Origin of the sequence: Streptomyces tendae (genome assembly GCF_014650435.1) — a bacterium.
Lineage (GTDB): Bacteria > Actinomycetota > Actinomycetes > Streptomycetales > Streptomycetaceae > Streptomyces > Streptomyces tendae.
Genome location: NZ_BMUY01000013.1, coordinates 102379 through 118566, shown reverse-complemented (window position 1 = coordinate 118566; position 16188 = coordinate 102379). Strand labels below are relative to the sequence as shown.

Below are 16188 nucleotides of genomic sequence, written 5' to 3'. Positions count from 1 at the left end.
AATGGACATCCCGGGGGCGTGTCCGCCCCGCGCGGCACAATGGGCGCATGACCAGCAGCTCCCCCACCGGCGGCGGCCCAGGGCGGCCCAGCCCCCTCGCCCCCGAGATCGCCGACCGGCTCAAGCGCAGCGCCGACGGCCTCCTGCCCGCCATCGCCCAGCAGTACGACACCGGAGAGGTGCTGATGCTCGGCTGGATGGACGACGAGGCGCTGCACCGCACGCTGACCACCGGCCGCTGCACCTACTGGTCGCGCAGCCGCCGGGAGTACTGGGTCAAGGGCGACACCTCGGGACACTTCCAGTGGGTGAAGTCCGTCGCCCTGGACTGCGACGCCGACACCGTGCTCGTCAAGGTCGACCAGGTGGGCGCCGCCTGCCACACCGGCACCCGCACCTGCTTCGACACCGACGTGCTCCTCGCTGAGGATTCCGAGGGTTCGGGGGCCGCCGAAGACGCCGCGGGCGCCGACGCGCCCGGCGCGGATCAGTAGGGTCTGCCGCCATGGACGTCACGCATGACATGGACCTCGACACCTTCCGCAAGCTCGCCGCCGACCGCCGCGTGATCCCGGTCAGCCGCAAGCTCCTCGCCGACGGCGACACCCCGGTGGCCCTGTACCGCAAGCTCGCCGCCGAGCGCCCCGGCACCTTCCTGCTGGAGTCCGCGGAGAACGGACGATCCTGGTCCAGGTACTCCTTCGTCGGCGTCCGCAGCGCCGCCACCCTCACCGAGAAGGACGGGCAGGCGCACTGGCAGGGCACCCCGCCCGTCGGCGTCCCCACCGACGGCGACCCGCTCGCCGCCCTGCGCGCCACCGTCGAGGCCCTGCACACCCCGCGCGACCTCGCCCACGACCTGGGCCTGCCGCCCTTCACCGGCGGCCTGGTCGGCTACCTCGGCTACGACATCGTGCGCCGCCTGGAGAAGGTCGGCCCCGGCGAGCGGGACGACCTGAAGCTCCCCGAGCTGACCATGCTGCTCACCAGCGACCTCGCCGTCATGGACCACTGGGAGGGCTCGGTCCTGCTGATCGCCAACGCGATCAACCACAACGACCTGGAGACCGGCGTCGACGATGCCTACGCCGACGCGATCGCCCGCCTGGACGCCATGGAGGCCGACCTCACGCGCGCCGTCGCCCAGCCCCCGGCCGCGCTGCCGCCGTCCGAGCTGCCCGAGTACACGGCGCTGTGGGGCGGGCCCGACTTCCAGGACGCCGTCGAGGACATCAAGGAGCGCATCCGCGCGGGCGAGGCATTCCAGGTCGTCCCCTCCCAGCGCTTCGAGACGCCCTGCACGGCGAGCGCGCTCGACGTGTACCGGGTGCTGCGGGCCACCAACCCCTCCCCGTACATGTACCTCCTGCGCCTCGACGGGTTCGACGTCGTCGGCTCGTCCCCCGAGGCGCTGGTCAAGGTCGAGGACGGGCGCGCCCTGGTGCACCCCATCGCCGGCACCCGCCCGCGCGGCGCCACCCCGCAGGAGGACCAGGCCCTCGCCGACGAACTGCTCGCCGACCCCAAGGAACGCGCCGAGCACCTGATGCTCGTCGACCTCGGCCGCAACGACCTGGGACGCGTCTGCGAGCCCGGCTCCGTCGAGGTCGTCGACTTCATGTCCGTCGAGCGGTACTCGCACGTCATGCACATCGTCTCGACGGTCACCGGACGGGTCGCCCCGGACCGCACCGCCTTCGACGTCCTCACCGCCTGCTTCCCGGCCGGCACCCTCTCCGGCGCGCCCAAGCCGCGCGCCCTGCAGATCATCGACGAACTCGAACCCTCCCGGCGCGGCCTGTACGGCGGCTGTGTCGGCTACCTCGACTTCGCGGGCGACTCCGACACCGCCATCGCCATCCGCACGGCGCTGCTGCGCGACGGCACCGCCTACGTCCAGGCGGGCGCCGGTGTCGTCGCCGACTCCGACCCGGTCGCCGAGGACACCGAGTGCCGCAACAAGGCGGCGGCCGTGCTGCGGGCCGTGCACACGGCCAACCGGCTCGCGCAATAGGGCCAACCGGTCGGACCGGTGGGGCGATTCTCACGCCCCCCAATTCGAACCCCGGGTGACGGTTCGCCCGGGGTTCGGGTGATAGTGGAGTACGTGACAGCCGTTCCTCACCCCCGTACCCCAGCCGCAGGACCCGCCCGGGCCGGCCGCCGGAGCCTCGCCGTCGCCCTGATGTGCGGCGCGCTCGGCGCCGCCGTCGCCCTGCTCGCCACCCGGCAGGAGTGGGCGGAGGGCACCGCGACGGTGGCCGGCGGCGCGTTCTCGCTGACCGCCAAGGGCAGCGACGTCACGGGCGTGCCCGCGGCGCTCGCCATAGTCGGCCTCGCCGCGCTCGTCGCCGTCTTCGCCGTCCGCCGCGCCGGCCGCTTCGCCGTCGCCGCCGTGCTCGCGCTGAGCGGCGCGGGCACCGTCGCCGCCGCCCTGGTGGGCGCCTCCGACAGCTCGGCGCTGGACGACCAGGCCGCGAAGGCGGCCGGTGACACCTCGGCCACCGTCGACGCGCTGTCCCACACCGCTTGGCCGTACGTCGCGGCCGTGGGCGGCGCGCTGCTCCTGCTGGCCGGGCTGCTCGCGCTGCGCTACGGTCGCCAGTGGCCCGCGATGTCCGGCCGCTACGAACGCGGTGGCGCCCCGCGGCGCAGGCCGCAGACCGTCGACCCGGACCGCCCCGAGGACCTGTGGAAGGCCATCGACCGCGGCGAGGACCCCACCAGCGCCTGATCCGCGTCCGGGCCCGCCTCCCGCCCCGTGTCCCGACCCGCGTTCACCCACTGGAGCACCCCCGCTCACGGCGCGTGCCCCCGTGCGGGACAATGGGTACGAGCGTCCTGCTCAGACTTGGCACACAGCAACGAGGAGCAAGCAATGGCGGGCAGCAGCCACGGTCACACCCCGGCCGCCTGGACCGGTGTCATCATCGCCTTCATCGGTTTCTGCATCGCGGGCATGTTCATGGTGGCCGCCCAGCCGTGGGGCTTCTGGGCCGGCATGGTGGTCGTGCTCCTCGGTGGTGTCGTCGGCTACATCATGAAGATGATGGGCCTCGGCCAGCCGAAGCAGAACCACCCCGTGCACCAGGTCGCGGGCGAGCGCGCCGAGGCCGGCGCCAAGGGCTGACCGGGCGCCGCGGTCACGGACCTCCGGAGGGGCGGATCGGCACCACCGTGCCGGGACCGCCCCTCACGTGCGTGCGGGGGCCGCCGGAGGCAGAATGCGGGCGTGGACGTCGAGAGCGGGAAACCCGGCCGGACCGGCACCATCCAGCCCCGCGGCGCGGTCCTCCGCCTGGCCGCCCCGGCGGGAGCGCTCGCGGCCGTCGCCGGGGCCTTCGCCTACGTGGGGAGCGTGGACCCCTACGAGCCCGGCCACTACCCCGTCTGCCCGCTGCTGCGCTTCACGGGCATCTACTGCCCCGGCTGCGGCGGACTGCGCAGCGCCCACGCCTTCGTCCACGGCGACCTGACGGCCGCGCTGCACGCCAACGCGCCCGCCGTCCTGGCCTATCTGGGCTTCGCCGTCCTGTGGACCGTCTGGGTGATCCGCGCGGCCCGGGGCCGTCCCGTACGCATCGACCTCGGACCGGTCCACCTGTGGACGCTGGGGACGTTGCTGCTGGTCTTCAGCGTTGTCCGGAACCTGCCGTTCGGCGGCTGGCTGCTGCCTTGATCGTCCACGGGGCGTCCAGGTAATGGGACTGGGATCGGGCGGATGCGGGGCCGGTGCCCGGCTGCGGATACCATCACAGTGACCACACGTTTTGCCGTCTGAAAGGGGGCCGCTCGCGTGAGTGTGCTCGACGAGATCATCGACGGAGTCCGTGCCGACCTCGCGGAGCGGCAGGCGCGCGTCAGCCTCGACGAGCTCAAGGAGCGCGCGGCCAAGGCTCGCCCCGCCAAGGACGGCGTGTCCGCGCTGCGCGGCGACGGCGTCAAGGTCATCTGCGAGGTCAAGCGCTCCAGCCCCTCCAAGGGTGCGCTCGCGGCCATCGCCGACCCGGCCGGGCTCGCCGCCGACTACGAGGCGGGCGGCGCCGCCGTCATCTCCGTCCTCACCGAGGAGCGCCGCTTCGGCGGCTCGCTGGCCGACCTGGACTCGGTCCGCGCGCGCGTGGACATCCCCGTGCTGCGCAAGGACTTCGTCGTCACCTCGTACCAGCTGTGGGAGGCCCGTGCGCACGGCGCCGACCTCGTACTGCTGATCGTCGCGGCCCTCGAACAGCCGGCCCTGGAGTCGCTGATCGAGCGCGCCGAGTCCATCGGACTCACCCCGCTGGTCGAGGTGCACGACGAGGACGAGGTCGAGCGCGCGGTGGACGCGGGCGCCAAGGTCATCGGCGTCAACGCGCGCAACCTGAAGACGCTCGAAGTGGACCGCGGCACGTTCGAACGGGTCGCCCCGGAGATCCCCGCGCACATCGTCAAGGTCGCCGAGTCCGGCGTCCGCGGCCCGCACGACCTCATCGCCTACGCCAACGAGGGCGCCGACGCCGTCCTGGTCGGCGAGTCCCTGGTCACCGGCCGCGACCCCAAGACGGCGGTCTCCGACCTGGTGGCGGCCGGCGAACACCCGGCACTGCGCCACGGCCGGGGCTGACACGCCGGTAAGCTGACCCCGATGACCCCCGTACTCACTCCGGCTCCCCGGGACCCGTACGCCCGCCTCGCGCGCGGCTGCCGGCCCCGAGGCTGCCGCGCGCCCGCACGCCGGGTGCACGGCCGCCGAGTGCGGTACGTCATCGGAGACGAGCCTGGGCAAGTGAACGGCATGCGATGGCTCACGCGCCCCGTAAGGGGCGCGGGGGCTGTATTGAATTTGCGACTCCGTCGCGCGGGCGCGAGCAACCACGAACGGCCCGCGGCCGACGGATAGGTCCCCGCCCCCACGGCGATTAGTCCCCACCAGACACTCACCGTGAGGTACACGCATGCCCAGCACCTTCTTCATCCCCGACCCGGAGGGTCAAACCCCCAGCCCCGAAGGCTACTTCGGGGCGTACGGCGGCAAGTTCATCCCCGAGGCCCTCGTCGCGGCGGTCGACGAGGTCGCCGTCGAGTACGACAAGGCCAAGTCCGACCCGGAGTTCGCCCGCGAGCTGGACGACCTCCTCGTCCACTACACGGGCCGCCCGTCCTCCCTCACCGAGGTCCCCCGTTTCGCCGAGCACGCCGGCGGAGCCAGGATCTTCCTCAAGCGCGAGGACCTGAACCACACCGGCTCGCACAAGATCAACAACGTGCTCGGCCAGGCCCTGCTCACCAAGCGGATGGGCAAGACCCGGGTGATCGCCGAGACCGGCGCGGGCCAGCACGGTGTGGCGACGGCGACCGCCTGCGCCCTCTTCGGCCTCGACTGCACCATCTACATGGGCGAGATCGACACCCGCCGCCAGGCCCTCAACGTGGCCCGGATGCGCATGCTCGGCGCCGAGGTCGTCGCCGTGAAGTCCGGCAGCCGCACGCTGAAGGACGCGATCAACGAGGCGTTCCGCGACTGGGTCGCCAACGTCGACCGCACCCACTACCTGTTCGGCACCGTCGCGGGCCCCCACCCCTTCCCGGCGATGGTCCGCGACTTCCACCGCGTCATCGGCGTCGAGGCCCGCCGCCAGCTCCTGGAGCAGGCCGGGCGCCTGCCCGACGCCGCGATCGCCTGCGTGGGCGGCGGCTCCAACGCCATCGGCCTCTTCCACGCCTTCATCCCCGACACCGGCGTACGCCTCATCGGCTGCGAGCCCGCCGGGCACGGCGTCGAGACCGGCGAGCACGCGGCCACCCTGACCGCGGGCGAGCCCGGCATCCTGCACGGCTCCCGGTCCTACGTCCTCCAGGACGACGAGGGCCAGATCACCGAGCCGTACTCCATCTCGGCCGGCCTGGACTACCCGGGCATCGGTCCGGAGCACGCCCACCTCAAGGACTCCGGGCGCGGCGAGTACCGCGCGGTCACCGACGACGCCGCCATGCAGGCCCTGCGCCTGCTGTCGCGCACCGAGGGCATCATTCCGGCCATCGAGAGCGCCCACGCGCTGGCCGGTGCCCTGGAGGTCGGCAAGGAGCTGGGCAAGGACGGGCTGCTCGTGGTCAACCTGTCCGGCCGCGGCGACAAGGACATGGACACCGCCGCCCGCTACTTCGGGCTGTACGACACCGACGCCGAGGTCGCCGCCGACGGGACCGGCGCCGCGGAGATCGAGGGGGACGCCAAGTGAGCGGGAACGTACAGCTGCTGAACGACACCCTCGCGGCCACCAGGTCCGAGGGCCGCGCCGCCCTCATCGCCTACCTCCCGGCCGGGTTCCCGACCGTGGACGGCGGCATCGAGGCGATCAAGGCCGCTCTCGACGGCGGCGCCGACGTCGTCGAGGTGGGCCTGCCGCACAGCGACCCGGTGCTCGACGGCCCGGTGATCCAGACCGCCGACGACATCGCCCTGCGCGGCGGCGTGAAGATCGCCGACGTGATGCGCACGGTCCGCGAGGCGCACGAGGCCACCGGCAAGCCGATCCTCGTCATGACGTACTGGAACCCGATCGACCGCTACGGCGTGGAGCGCTTCACCGCCGAGCTGGCCGAGGCCGGCGGCGCCGGGTGCATCCTGCCCGACCTGCCCGTCCAGGAGTCGGCGCTGTGGCGGGAGCACGCGGACAAGCACGGGCTCGCCACGGTCTTCGTGGTCGCGCCCAGCAGCAAGGACGCGCGCCTCGCCGAGATCACCGCGGCCGGCAGCGGCTTCGTCTACGCCGCCTCCCTCATGGGTGTCACCGGCACCCGCGAGTCGGTCGGCGCGCAGGCCGAGGACCTGGTGCGGCGCACCCGCGCCACCACCGACACCCCGGTCTGCGTCGGCCTCGGCGTCTCCAACGCCGCCCAGGCCGCCGAGGTCGCCCGGTTCGCCGACGGCGTGATCGTCGGCTCGGCGTTCGTCAAGCGCATGCTGGACGCGCCAGACGACGCGGCCGGCCTGGAGGGCGTCCGCGCCCTCGCCGCCGACCTGGCGAAGGGCGTGCGCGGACAGGCGTGAGCACCGGCACGTGAGCACCAGCACATGACAGAGGTCCCTCGTACGAGTGGACTCGGGACCGGGGAGGCGCGCTGCGCCTCCCCGGTTCGTTCTGCGGGGTGTGAGCGAGAAGAACCGACAGGGAAAGCGCGGCGCCCGCGAGAAGCTGGCGGCCGAGCGCGAGAAGCAGAAGTCCAGGGACAAGCGCCGCCGTGCGCTGATCGTCGGCGCGAGCGTGGTCTGCGTGCTGGGCCTCGCGGCGGTGATCGGCGTGGTCGCCGCGAACGCGGGCAAGGACGACGGCAGCGAGTCGGCGGGTCCGGTCGTGGCACCCTCGGGGGCGCAGGGCAAGGACGGCCTCGCGATCCCCGTCGGCAAGGAGAGCGCCAAGTCCACGCTCACCATCTGGGAGGACTTCCGCTGCCCGGCCTGCAAGGCATTCGAGCTGGCGTACCGCAACACCATCCACGAGCTGACCGACGCCGGGCAGCTCAAGGTCGAGTACCACCTCGCGACCATCATCGACGGCAACATGGGCGGCACCGGCTCCCGCAAGGCCGCCAACGCCGCGGCCTGCGCCCAGGACGCCGGAAAGTTCCCGCCGTACCACGACGTGCTGTACGACAACCAGCCGCCCGAGACCGACGACGCCTTCGCCGACGAGAACAAGCTCCTCGACCTGGCGGGCAAGGTCGACGGCCTCGACACCACCCTGTTCCAGGAGTGCGTCAAGAACGGCAAGCACAACAGCTGGGTCGAGAAGTCCAACAAGGCCTTCCAGAACGGCGGCTTCAGCGGCACCCCGACCGTGCTCCTGGACGGCAAGAACATCTACCAGGACCGCTCCATGACCCCGGCCAAGCTCAAGCAGATGGTGGAGGAGGCCAACAAGTAGCGCGCCCGCTCGTTACGGACCCGTAGCCGGGCTGCCCGCCGCGTGTCCGGTCCGACACGGTAGCGTCGACCCTGCCATGGAACTTGCCTTCATTCCCAGCCCGTCGCGCGGGGTGCTGCACCTCGGTCCCATCCCGCTGCGCGGCTACGCGTTCTGCATCATCATCGGCGTCTTCGTTGCCGTCTGGCTCGGCAACCGGCGCTGGATCGCCCGGGGCGGGCGGCCGGGCACGGTGGCCGACATCGCGGTCTGGGCCGTTCCCTTCGGCCTGATCGGCGGGCGCCTCTACCACGTGATCACGGACTACCAGCTGTACTTCAGCGAGGGCCGTGACTGGGTCGACGCCTTCAAGATCTGGGAGGGCGGACTCGGCATCTGGGGCGCGATCGCGTTCGGTGCGGTGGGCGCCTGGATCGGTGCCCGCCGCCGGGGCGTCCCGATGCCCGCGTACGCCGACGCCGTCGCCCCCGGTATCGCCCTCGCGCAGGCCATCGGCCGCTGGGGCAACTGGTTCAACCAGGAGCTGTACGGCAGGGCGACCGACCTGCCGTGGGCCGTGGAGATCACCTCGACGGCGGACGGACGGGTGCCGGGCACCTACCACCCGACGTTCCTGTACGAGTCGCTGTGGTGCATCGGTGTCGCGCTGCTCGTCATCTGGGCCGACCGCCGCTTCAAGCTCGGCCACGGGCGCGCCTTCGCCCTGTACGTGGCGGCGTACTGCGCGGGCCGGTTCTGGATCGAGTACATGCGCGTCGACGACGCCCACCACATCCTGGGCCTGCGCCTGAACAACTGGACGGCGCTCTTCGTGTTCCTGCTCGCCGTGCTGTACATCGTGCTCTCGGCACGGATGCGGCCGGGCCGGGAGGCCGTGGTGGAGCCGGGCGCGGAGTCCGCCGCCGGTGACACCGGGTCCGCGGCGGACAAGGATGCCAAGGACGTCAAGGACAGCGAGAACGACGCGGACGCCGCGGAGAAGAGCGATGCCTCCGGCGCCACCGCGGCCCCGGAGGACCCGTCGGGCGCGGACGAAGCGGATGCCGCGGACGACGCGAAGGACGCCGAGGGCGTGACGAACGGCGCCGACTCCGCCAAGAAGGGCTGACCCCGGCCCGCAAGCTACGCCGCCGAGGGCGCCCGGGACTCTCCGGGCGCCCTCGGCGTATGCCGGGGCCGGGGCTCAGGACAGGGCCGGCCGCCGGGCCAGCGACAGGGTGCGCCGGGCCGTCGCCACCACCGCCGCGTCGATGAACCGGCCGTCCGGCAGCGCCTGCGCGCCCGGCTGGATCGTGGCCGCCTTCACGATCGTCTCCGCCTCCTCCAGCTCCCGCTCGGTCGGCAGATACGCCCGCTCGATGATCGGCAGCTGGCGGGGGTGGATCGCGGCCCGCCCCAGGAAGCCCAGGGCGCGGCCGTGGGAGCAGGACGCCGCCAGACCCTCCAGGTCCCGGGTGTCCGGGTGCACCGTCTGCGACGGCGGCGCGAGCCCCGCCGCCCGTGCGGCCACGACCACGCGCGAGCGCGACCAGTCCAGGCCGGTGTCCCCGCGCACGCCCAGGTCGGCCCTCAGGTCCGTCTCACCGAGGGCGATCCCGCGCAGCGCCGGGTGGGCGGCGGCGATCCGGTACGCCCGCTCCACCCCCAGGGCCGTCTCCAGCAGGGCGTACAGCGGGGGCCCGCCGGTGGCCGCGGCGACGCCGGTGATCTGCTCCGGCGACGTGATCTTGGGCAGCCGCAGCCCGGACAGGCCCGGCAGCGCGGCCAGCGCCGCCAGGTCGTCGGCGGCGAGCGGACCGTCCAGGGCGTTGACGCGGACGTGCACCGGCACCGGCTGCGGCTCGCCCAGCAGCTCGGCCGTGGCGTCACGGGCGTACTCCTTGCGGTCGGCGGCGACCGCGTCCTCCAGGTCGACCACCACCACGTCGGCCCCGGCGGCCAGCGCCTTGGCGACCACCCGGGGCCGGTCCCCGGGGGCGTACAGCCAGGTCAGCGGCGGTGCGGTCATACGACTCCCTCCTCGCGCAGCTCCTTCACGTCCGCCGGGGTGAGCCCCAGCCCGGTCAGCACCTCCTCGGTGTCGGCGCCGTGCGGGCGGCCCGCCCAGCGGATCGCGCCCGGGGTGGCGGAGAGCCGGAAGAGGACGTTCTGCATGCGCAGCGGACCCAGCTCCGGATCGTCGACCGTGGTGACGGTGTCGAGGGCCTGGTACTGCGGGTCGGCCATCACGTCCCGCACGTCCTGGACCGGCGCGATGGCCGCCTCGGCCTTCTCGAACGCCGCGAGCACGTCGGCGCGGGTGTGCCGGGCTATCCAGTCGCCGACCGCCGCGTCCAGCACGTCGGTGTGCCGGGCCCGGTCGGCGCCGGTCGCGAACCAGGGCTCGTCGATCAGCTCCGGGCGGCCCACCAGCCGCATCACCCGCTCGGCGACCGACTGCGCCGAGGTGGAGACGGCGACCCAGGTGCCGTCGGCGGTGCGGTAGGTGTTGCGCGGGGCGTTGTTCTGCGAGCGGTTGCCGGTGCGCGGCTGGACGTGGCCGAGCTGGTCGTACCAGAGGGGCTGCGGGCCGAGCACGGTCAGGATCGGCTCGATGATCGCCATGTCGACGACCTGGCCCTCGCCGGTGCGCTCCCGGGCGGCCAGCGCCGTCATCACGGCGTACGCAGTCGCCAGCGCGGCGATCGAGTCGGCGAGGCCGAACGGCGGCAGCGTCGGCGGCGCGTCGGGCTCGCCGGTCATGGCGGCGAAGCCGCTCATGGCCTCGGCGAGGGTGCCGAAGCCGGGACGGCGGGCGTAGGGGCCGAACTGGCCGAAGCCGGTGACCCGGGTGAGGACCAGGCGCGGATTGACGGCGGACAGCTCGTCCCAGCCCAGGTCCCACTTCTCCAGGGTGCCCGGCCGGAAGTTCTCGACGACCACGTCGGCGGTGGCGGCGAGCCGGAGCAGGGTGGTGCGCCCGGCGGGTTTCGACAGGTCCAGCGTGATCGTGCGCTTGTTGCGGCCCAGCAGCTTCCACCACAGAGCCACGCCGTCCTTCGAGGGACCGTGTCCCCGGGAGGGGTCGGGCCGGGTGGGGTGCTCGACCTTGATCACCTCGGCGCCGAAGTCGCCGAGCATGGTGGCGGCGAGCGGTCCCGCGAAGAGGGTGGCGAGGTCGAGGACGCGCAGACCGGTGAGCGGCGCCGGGGCGGAGGCGGAGGAGGAGCGGGCGGAGGAGGCGGCAGGGGCAGAGGTCACGGCGGGCTCGGGCATGGGCGGGTGGCCTCCCGGTGGGTGAGGTGGGCGAGGGTGTCGAAGCCGGTGCCGTCGAAGTCGCCGACGGAGGTGGCCAGGCGGTTCTTCAGCGGGGCCGTCCAGTGCGCGGGCAGCGCGGCGGGGGCACCGGCGAGCAGTCCGGCGACGCTGCCGACGGTGGCGCCGTTGGAGTCGGTGTCCCAGCCGCCCGACACGACACGCGAGACCGAGCCGGTGAAGTCGCCGTCCGCGTGGGTGAGCGCGGCGGCGATCAGGGCGGTGTTGGGGACGGCGTGCACCCAGTGGTGGGCGGGGGAGTGCACGGCGTGCAGCTCGTCCACGACGGTGTCGAAGTCGGTGTGCGCGCCCGCGAGCCGCACGGCGTGGCGGACGGCACGGGCGAGGCGGGAACCGGGCGGCACGACCGCGAGACCGGTGCGCAGACAGGCGTGGACGTCGGGTGCGTCGACGGGGGCGGCGGTGGCGATGACGGCCGCCGCGAACATCGCCGCGTGGACGCCGCCCGCCGTGTGGCTGAGGGTCGCGTCGCGGTGCGCCTGCTCGGCGGCGGCGCCCGGGTCGCCCGGGTTGGTCCAGCCGTGCACGTCGGCGCGGATCAGGGCGCCGATCCACTCGCGGAACGGGTTGCGGTGGCGGGCGGTGTCCGGAGGCTCGATGCCGGTCAGGAGGTTGCGGTAGGCGACGCGCTCGGCGGTGAAGGTGCGACCGGCCGGAAGTTCGTCCAGCCAGACCCGGGCCACATCGGCCGTGGCGAAGTCCCTGCCGTGGCGCTGGAGGAGCTTCAGGCCCAGGAGCGGGTAGTTGAGGTCGTCGTCCTCCGGCATGCCGTCGATGTTCTCGGCGAGGGAGGTGGGCGCGGAACGGCGGTTCCAGGGATACGCGGTGAGCAGCTCGCGCGGGACGCCCCGGGCGGTGAAGTACGCGGTCGGGGGCCAGTTGCCGGCGGCCCGGCCCAGGCGGCGGATGCCGGACAGGGGCAGCTTCTCGACGGGCTTGCCCAGGAGGCACCCGACGGCGCGGCCGAGCCAGGCGGCCTCCAGACGGGAGGGGGACACGGACGCGGCCGGGCGCGGGGCCGGCCAGTCGGGGCACAGCGCCCTGATCCGGTCGAGGTCCGTCGGCTCGGCGTCCGCCATGGGACTGGGCAGGCGGGCCAGTTCGTCCAGGAGCTCCTCGGCCAGGGCGCGGAGGTCGGGAGAGGCGGGTCGGTCGGAGGCGCCCGCCCGGGGTGGTGCCTCGCCGCCGCCCGCCGCGCGCCAGCGGGCCGCGACCGCCGACGCGTCGCGGCCGTCGAGCCGTGCCTGGCGCAGCTCGTGGCCGACCAGGTCCTCGGGCTGGACCCAGGTCAGCCGGAGCATCCCGTGCCCCCGATCGCGGCGAAGGCAGCCTCGTGGGCGCGGCGGCGCCGTACGTCACGCTCGAAGACCTCCCGTGCGACCTTGGTGAGCGTCGCCGCCGGTTCCCACAGGTCCAGGCGGCTCGCCTCCGCGACGGTCTTCGCCCAGTCCTCGGGGACCGGCGATCCGAGTGCTCCGGCCAGGGCGCCCGCCATCGTGGCGATGGAGTCGCAGTCGCGGCCGTAGTTGACGGCGCCGAGGACCGCGTGCCGGAAGTCGCCGCCGGAGACGAGCAGCATGCCGAGGGCGACGGGCAGCTCCTCGATCGCGTGCAGGCGAGAGGGGCGGCGGGCGCCCAGCGAAGGGGCGCGGTAGTCGGGGCCCACCGTGTCGTACGGGGCCACCGCCGCGCGCAGCGGCGCCAGCGCCGACTCGAAGTCCGAGTGGCGTGCGGCCACCTCGCACACCGCCTCGATCGCGGCCCGGGTGCCGTCCTTGGCCAGGGACAGCGCGGCAGCGACCACCGACTCCGGGGTCGCGCCCGGCACGCAGGCCGCGGCCACCGCCGCCGCGAGGACGCCGGCCGCCTCCCGGCCGTACGACGACTGGTGCGCGCCCGCGACGTCCAGGGCCTCCGCGTAGGCGGCCGCGGGGTTCGCCGCGTTGACCAGGCCGACCGGTGCCATGTACATCGCGGCCCCGCAGTTGACGATGTTGCCGGTGCCGGCCTCGCGCGGGTCCATGTGGCCGTAGTGGAGCCGCGCGACCAGCCACTTCTCGGCGAGGAAGATCCGCTGGAGCGGGAGCGCCTCGGTTTCCAGCTCCGGGATCCAGCGCGGGTTGCTGATCAGGTCCGGGACCAGGTGCTCGGCGATCGCGTACGCGTCGAGATGGTCGCGGACCGTGCCGTAGACCCGCACCAGCGCGTGCGTCATCAGGGTGTCGTCGGTGACGTGGCCGTCGCCCTTGTGGTACGGGGCCAGGGGACGGGCGGTGCGCCAGTCGTCGCCGTTCCAGGGGCCGACGACGCCGTGGACGCGGCCGCCGTGGCGTTCGAGGATCTGCTCGGGGGAGTAGCCCTCGACGGGGCCGCCGAGCGCGTCGCCGACGGCCGCGCCGATGAGTGCGCCGGTGACGCGCTCGTCGAGGGATGCGGTGGTGCCGTTGTGGGCCGGGGTCGGGTGAGTCATGGGGCGGTGCCTCGTCCTTCCGGTGGGGAGGGTCGTGTGGCGTGCAGGAGACCGGCGAGTTCGACCAGGTCGGTGCCGGTGAGCCGGGGCAGTACGCAGCCGGGCAGGGTGCGGCAGGCGTCCCGCCAGGACGCCGGGACCGAGGCGCCGCCGCCCAGCGCGCCGGTGAGGGCGCCGGCCAGCGCGGGGGCGGAGTCCGCGACCCGGGACAGGCAGGCCGCCGCCGGTACCGCCTCCGCGATGCGGCCACGGGCGGCGGTGGCCAGGGCGAGGGCGACCGGCACGGTCTCGGCGGCGGCGATGCCGTAGCTGTAGACGTGGTCGACGATGCGGTGCTCGAGGAGCGGGACCAGGGCGAAGGTGCTCTCGGTGTCCGCCGCGAGGGCCAGGGCCTGGCGGGCGTTGCGGCCGATCTCCGTGGCTTCGGGGAGTTCGGTGAGCGCGGCCGCCACACAGGCGTCCACGTCGGCACCGTCGAGGGCGCACGCGAGGGCCGCCGCCATGGCCCGCGCGCCGTGCACGCCGTCGCCGTCCTGGGTGTAGCGGGCGTCGAACTCGGCGAGGTCGGCGGCGTCGCGCGGGGCGCCGGGGTGGGCGACGGCCAGGACGCAGGCCCGCACGCAGGCGGCGTCGTCGAAGTAGTGCGGGTTGTCGTGGCCGGTGGCGGGCGGACGCAGGCCGGTGGCGAGGTTGCCGAGCCCGGCGCGCACCGAGATGCGGGCGCGCAGCGGCAGCACCGCGGACTCCACCTCGGGGGCGCGGTCGGCCGCCGCGGCGACCTCGCTCGCGACGGCGTTCCAGGTCAGGTCGATCGCGGCCCGCATCCGGCGGTCCCGGCTCAGGTCCCCGAGCACGCTGTCGTCCCCGGCCCGCAGCACGGCCTCCGCCGCGAACGCCGCCCACTCGGCGTCGTCCGAGGGGCCGAGGCGCAGTGGTTCCGGGGGCTGGTTCAGCGCGATGGGGACGGGGAGGGTGGTGGTCGCGTTCTGCTCGGCGAAGGTGTCCAGCTCGCGGGTGAGCCGACGTGTCCACTCCGGCATGCGGGCGGCACGGTGCCGGGCGGCCGGCCAGCCGGCGGCGTCCCCGGCGGCGAGCCCGAGCAGCAGCCCCTCGATGCGGTCCAGCATCGGCACGGCGGGGAACGCTGCAGCTGTCCCCGGCTCGGCTCCCGGCCGCTGTCCACTCCCGCTGGACACGACCCCCTCCGGCACACCGGGCCCCTCGACGTACGCCGTGGTGCCGGTCGCCCCGACCCCGGCGCGAGCCCTGCTCACGGCCCCACCCGCGCTGCCGCGCGGGCGGTGACGGACGGTTCGCCCGGAGGCTTCCCGGTGCTCCCGGTGCTCCCGGTGCTTCCGGTGTTCCCGGCGGTTTCGGCATTTCCGGCGTCCGGAGGTGCTTCACGTGCCGCGCGGGTCAGCAGGTCCGCGACCTGCAGTACGTGGTGGCCGGCCATCGACGGGAGGCAGGTGCCGCGGGCCGGGCCGATGGCCCTGGCCCAGTCGGCGGGGATGGCGTCGACGCCGCGGGTCGCCCCGGCCAGGGCGCCGGCCACCGCGGCCGTGGTGTCGGCGTCGCGGCCCATGTTGACGGCCGTCAGCACGGAGTCCGTGAAGTCGCCGTCGGCCGCCGCGTACGCGCCGAAGGCGAGGGCGACGGCCTCGGGGGCCAGGTCGGTCCACGGGTAGCCGCCGATGACCACCGCGGAGCGCACCGCGCGTTCGCCCCGGTGGGCCGCCGTCAGCGCGCGGCGCAGACAGCGCGCCGTCCAGGAGTCGTCCGGCACGGCGGCCAGCGCGGAGGCCGCCACCGCGACGGTCGACGCCCCGGCCATCGCCGCCGCGACGCCCGCCGCCACCGCCTGGCCGCCGTAGATGCCCTCGCCCTCGTGGCTGACCGAGCCGTCGATCGCCGCCAGCCGGGCCGCCTCGGCGGGGCGCCCGGCCGCGAACACGCCGTGCGGAGCGGCCCGCATGGCCAGTCCGTCGCTCCACGCGTGCCGGTGCTGGGCGGAGATCGGGGCGGCCAGACCGCGGCGCAGGTTCTCCAGGGTGCCGCGCTCGCTGAAGCCCGCGCCCCGGAACGGGCCCTCCTCCCGGTCCGCGATCCACTCGTGCCACGCCGTCTCCACGTGGGCCTGGGTGAGCCCGGAGCCGTGGCGGGCCAGCAGCAGCCCGGAGAAGATCGCGTACTCCGTGTCGTCCGTACCGGCGGGCCGGTCGGCCACGTACCCCGTGATGCGGCCCCAGCGGGCGCGGATCTCCGAGGGCTTCATGTTCTCGGCCGGTGCCCCGAGGGCGTCCCCGACGGCCAGTCCGAGCAGCGCGCCCCGGGCCCGGTCGCGGAGTCCGGCGGCGTCTCCCGGCGCGGCGGCCGGGGGAATGCAGGCGGTGGATGCCATGCGGCCTCTCCTCTCCCTCCGCAGATCTGTCCCCGGTGCGGTGCGCACCGCAGCCGAACCGGGCGCAGCGTCACCCGGTCGACATGTGAGCGAGC

Annotated in this window: 17 protein-coding genes; 11 read left to right on the top strand and 6 right to left on the bottom strand. The window is 74.3% G+C overall.

Annotation, left to right across the window (positions count from 1 at the left end; genetic code table 11):
* The first annotated feature begins 47 nt into the window (after positions 1-47).
* The 11 genes from hisI to lgt all read left to right on the top strand — a co-directional run bounded on the left by hisI (position 48) and on the right by lgt (position 9015).
* Entirely contained in the window at positions 48-494 is a 447-nt protein-coding gene (hisI, locus tag IE258_RS30290; protein WP_189748869.1) for a phosphoribosyl-AMP cyclohydrolase, read from the top strand.
* 11 nt (positions 495-505) lie between these two features.
* Complete coding sequence (locus IE258_RS30285) at positions 506-2014, top strand: anthranilate synthase component I (protein ID WP_268256352.1); 1509 nt, start codon at positions 506-508, stop codon at positions 2012-2014.
* An 84-nt stretch (positions 2015-2098) separates the two neighbouring features.
* Positions 2099-2734 (top strand): TIGR02234 family membrane protein, encoded by a 636-nt coding sequence (locus tag IE258_RS30280; protein ID WP_159326635.1) that lies wholly within the window; start codon positions 2099-2101, stop codon positions 2732-2734.
* A 144-nt stretch (positions 2735-2878) separates the two neighbouring features.
* Positions 2879-3130: an HGxxPAAW family protein gene (locus tag IE258_RS30275; RefSeq protein ID WP_159326634.1), complete on the top strand. Its 252-nt coding sequence runs from the start codon at positions 2879-2881 to the stop codon at positions 3128-3130.
* Between the two features lie 102 nt (positions 3131-3232).
* Positions 3233-3679 (top strand): DUF2752 domain-containing protein, encoded by a 447-nt coding sequence (locus IE258_RS30270; protein WP_189748867.1) that lies wholly within the window; start codon positions 3233-3235, stop codon positions 3677-3679.
* 117 nt (positions 3680-3796) lie between these two features.
* Positions 3797-4606, top strand: a complete 810-nt coding sequence (gene trpC, locus IE258_RS30265; RefSeq protein WP_087809885.1) for an indole-3-glycerol phosphate synthase TrpC — start codon at positions 3797-3799, stop codon at positions 4604-4606.
* A 21-nt stretch (positions 4607-4627) separates the two neighbouring features.
* Complete coding sequence (gene trpM, locus IE258_RS42105; protein ID WP_373309954.1) at positions 4628-4882, top strand: tryptophan biosynthesis modulator TrpM; 255 nt, start codon at positions 4628-4630, stop codon at positions 4880-4882.
* A 55-nt stretch (positions 4883-4937) separates the two neighbouring features.
* Positions 4938-6221, top strand: coding sequence for a tryptophan synthase subunit beta (trpB, locus tag IE258_RS30260; protein ID WP_189748865.1), 1284 nt, complete (start codon positions 4938-4940; stop codon positions 6219-6221).
* Positions 6218-7033 (top strand): tryptophan synthase subunit alpha, encoded by an 816-nt coding sequence (gene trpA / locus IE258_RS30255; RefSeq protein WP_189748863.1) that lies wholly within the window; start codon positions 6218-6220, stop codon positions 7031-7033. The genes trpB and trpA overlap by 4 nt, the downstream gene beginning before the upstream one ends.
* A gap of 100 nt (positions 7034-7133) precedes the next feature.
* A complete protein-coding gene (locus IE258_RS30250) occupies positions 7134-7907 on the top strand; it encodes a DsbA family protein (RefSeq protein WP_189748862.1) in 774 nt (257 codons plus the stop codon).
* Positions 7908-7983: 76 nt separating this feature from the next.
* Positions 7984-9015: a prolipoprotein diacylglyceryl transferase gene (gene lgt, locus IE258_RS30245; RefSeq protein WP_189748861.1), complete on the top strand. Its 1032-nt coding sequence runs from the start codon at positions 7984-7986 to the stop codon at positions 9013-9015.
* A gap of 75 nt (positions 9016-9090) precedes the next feature.
* Here the strand turns inward: lgt and IE258_RS30240 are convergent, their stop codons facing one another.
* The 6 genes from IE258_RS30240 to IE258_RS30215 are packed head-to-tail and all read right to left on the bottom strand — an operon-like array spanning position 9091 to position 16093.
* Entirely contained in the window at positions 9091-9915 is an 825-nt protein-coding gene (locus tag IE258_RS30240; RefSeq protein ID WP_189748859.1) for an HpcH/HpaI aldolase/citrate lyase family protein, read from the bottom strand.
* Complete coding sequence (locus IE258_RS30235; protein ID WP_189748857.1) at positions 9912-11162, bottom strand: CaiB/BaiF CoA transferase family protein; 1251 nt, start codon at positions 11160-11162, stop codon at positions 9912-9914. Before IE258_RS30235 ends, IE258_RS30240 begins: the two co-directional genes overlap by 4 nt.
* Positions 11144-12523: an ADP-ribosylglycohydrolase family protein gene (locus IE258_RS30230; protein WP_189748855.1), complete on the bottom strand. Its 1380-nt coding sequence runs from the start codon at positions 12521-12523 to the stop codon at positions 11144-11146. The genes IE258_RS30235 and IE258_RS30230 overlap by 19 nt, the downstream gene beginning before the upstream one ends.
* Positions 12511-13692: an ADP-ribosylglycohydrolase family protein gene (locus tag IE258_RS30225; RefSeq protein WP_189748853.1), complete on the bottom strand. Its 1182-nt coding sequence runs from the start codon at positions 13690-13692 to the stop codon at positions 12511-12513. Before IE258_RS30225 ends, IE258_RS30230 begins: the two co-directional genes overlap by 13 nt.
* Complete coding sequence (locus IE258_RS30220) at positions 13689-14966, bottom strand: ADP-ribosylglycohydrolase family protein (RefSeq protein ID WP_189748852.1); 1278 nt, start codon at positions 14964-14966, stop codon at positions 13689-13691. The genes IE258_RS30225 and IE258_RS30220 overlap by 4 nt, the downstream gene beginning before the upstream one ends.
* The gene (locus IE258_RS30215; protein WP_229892512.1) at positions 14963-16093 is read right to left on the bottom strand and encodes an ADP-ribosylglycohydrolase family protein; all 1131 of its coding nucleotides are present in this window, start codon (positions 16091-16093) and stop codon (positions 14963-14965) included. The genes IE258_RS30220 and IE258_RS30215 overlap by 4 nt, the downstream gene beginning before the upstream one ends.
* Positions 16094-16188 lie beyond the last annotated feature (95 nt).

Coding starts and splice junctions, on each gene's coding strand:
- hisI (WP_189748869.1), top strand. CDS start 48: ATGACCAGCAGCTCCCCCACCGGCGGCGGCCCAGGGCGGCCCAGCCCC.
- trpM (WP_373309954.1), top strand. CDS start 4,628: ATGACCCCCGTACTCACTCCGGCTCCCCGGGACCCGTACGCCCGCCTC.
- IE258_RS30275 (WP_159326634.1), top strand. CDS start 2,879: ATGGCGGGCAGCAGCCACGGTCACACCCCGGCCGCCTGGACCGGTGTC.
- IE258_RS30225 (WP_189748853.1), bottom strand. CDS start 13,692: ATGACTCACCCGACCCCGGCCCACAACGGCACCACCGCATCCCTCGAC.
- IE258_RS30285 (WP_268256352.1), top strand. CDS start 506: ATGGACGTCACGCATGACATGGACCTCGACACCTTCCGCAAGCTCGCC.
- lgt (WP_189748861.1), top strand. CDS start 7,984: ATGGAACTTGCCTTCATTCCCAGCCCGTCGCGCGGGGTGCTGCACCTC.
- IE258_RS30230 (WP_189748855.1), bottom strand. CDS start 12,523: ATGCTCCGGCTGACCTGGGTCCAGCCCGAGGACCTGGTCGGCCACGAG.
- IE258_RS30215 (WP_229892512.1), bottom strand. CDS start 16,093: ATGGCATCCACCGCCTGCATTCCCCCGGCCGCCGCGCCGGGAGACGCC.
- IE258_RS30235 (WP_189748857.1), bottom strand. CDS start 11,162: ATGCCCGAGCCCGCCGTGACCTCTGCCCCTGCCGCCTCCTCCGCCCGC.
- IE258_RS30240 (WP_189748859.1), bottom strand. CDS start 9,915: ATGACCGCACCGCCGCTGACCTGGCTGTACGCCCCCGGGGACCGGCCC.
- trpB (WP_189748865.1), top strand. CDS start 4,938: ATGCCCAGCACCTTCTTCATCCCCGACCCGGAGGGTCAAACCCCCAGC.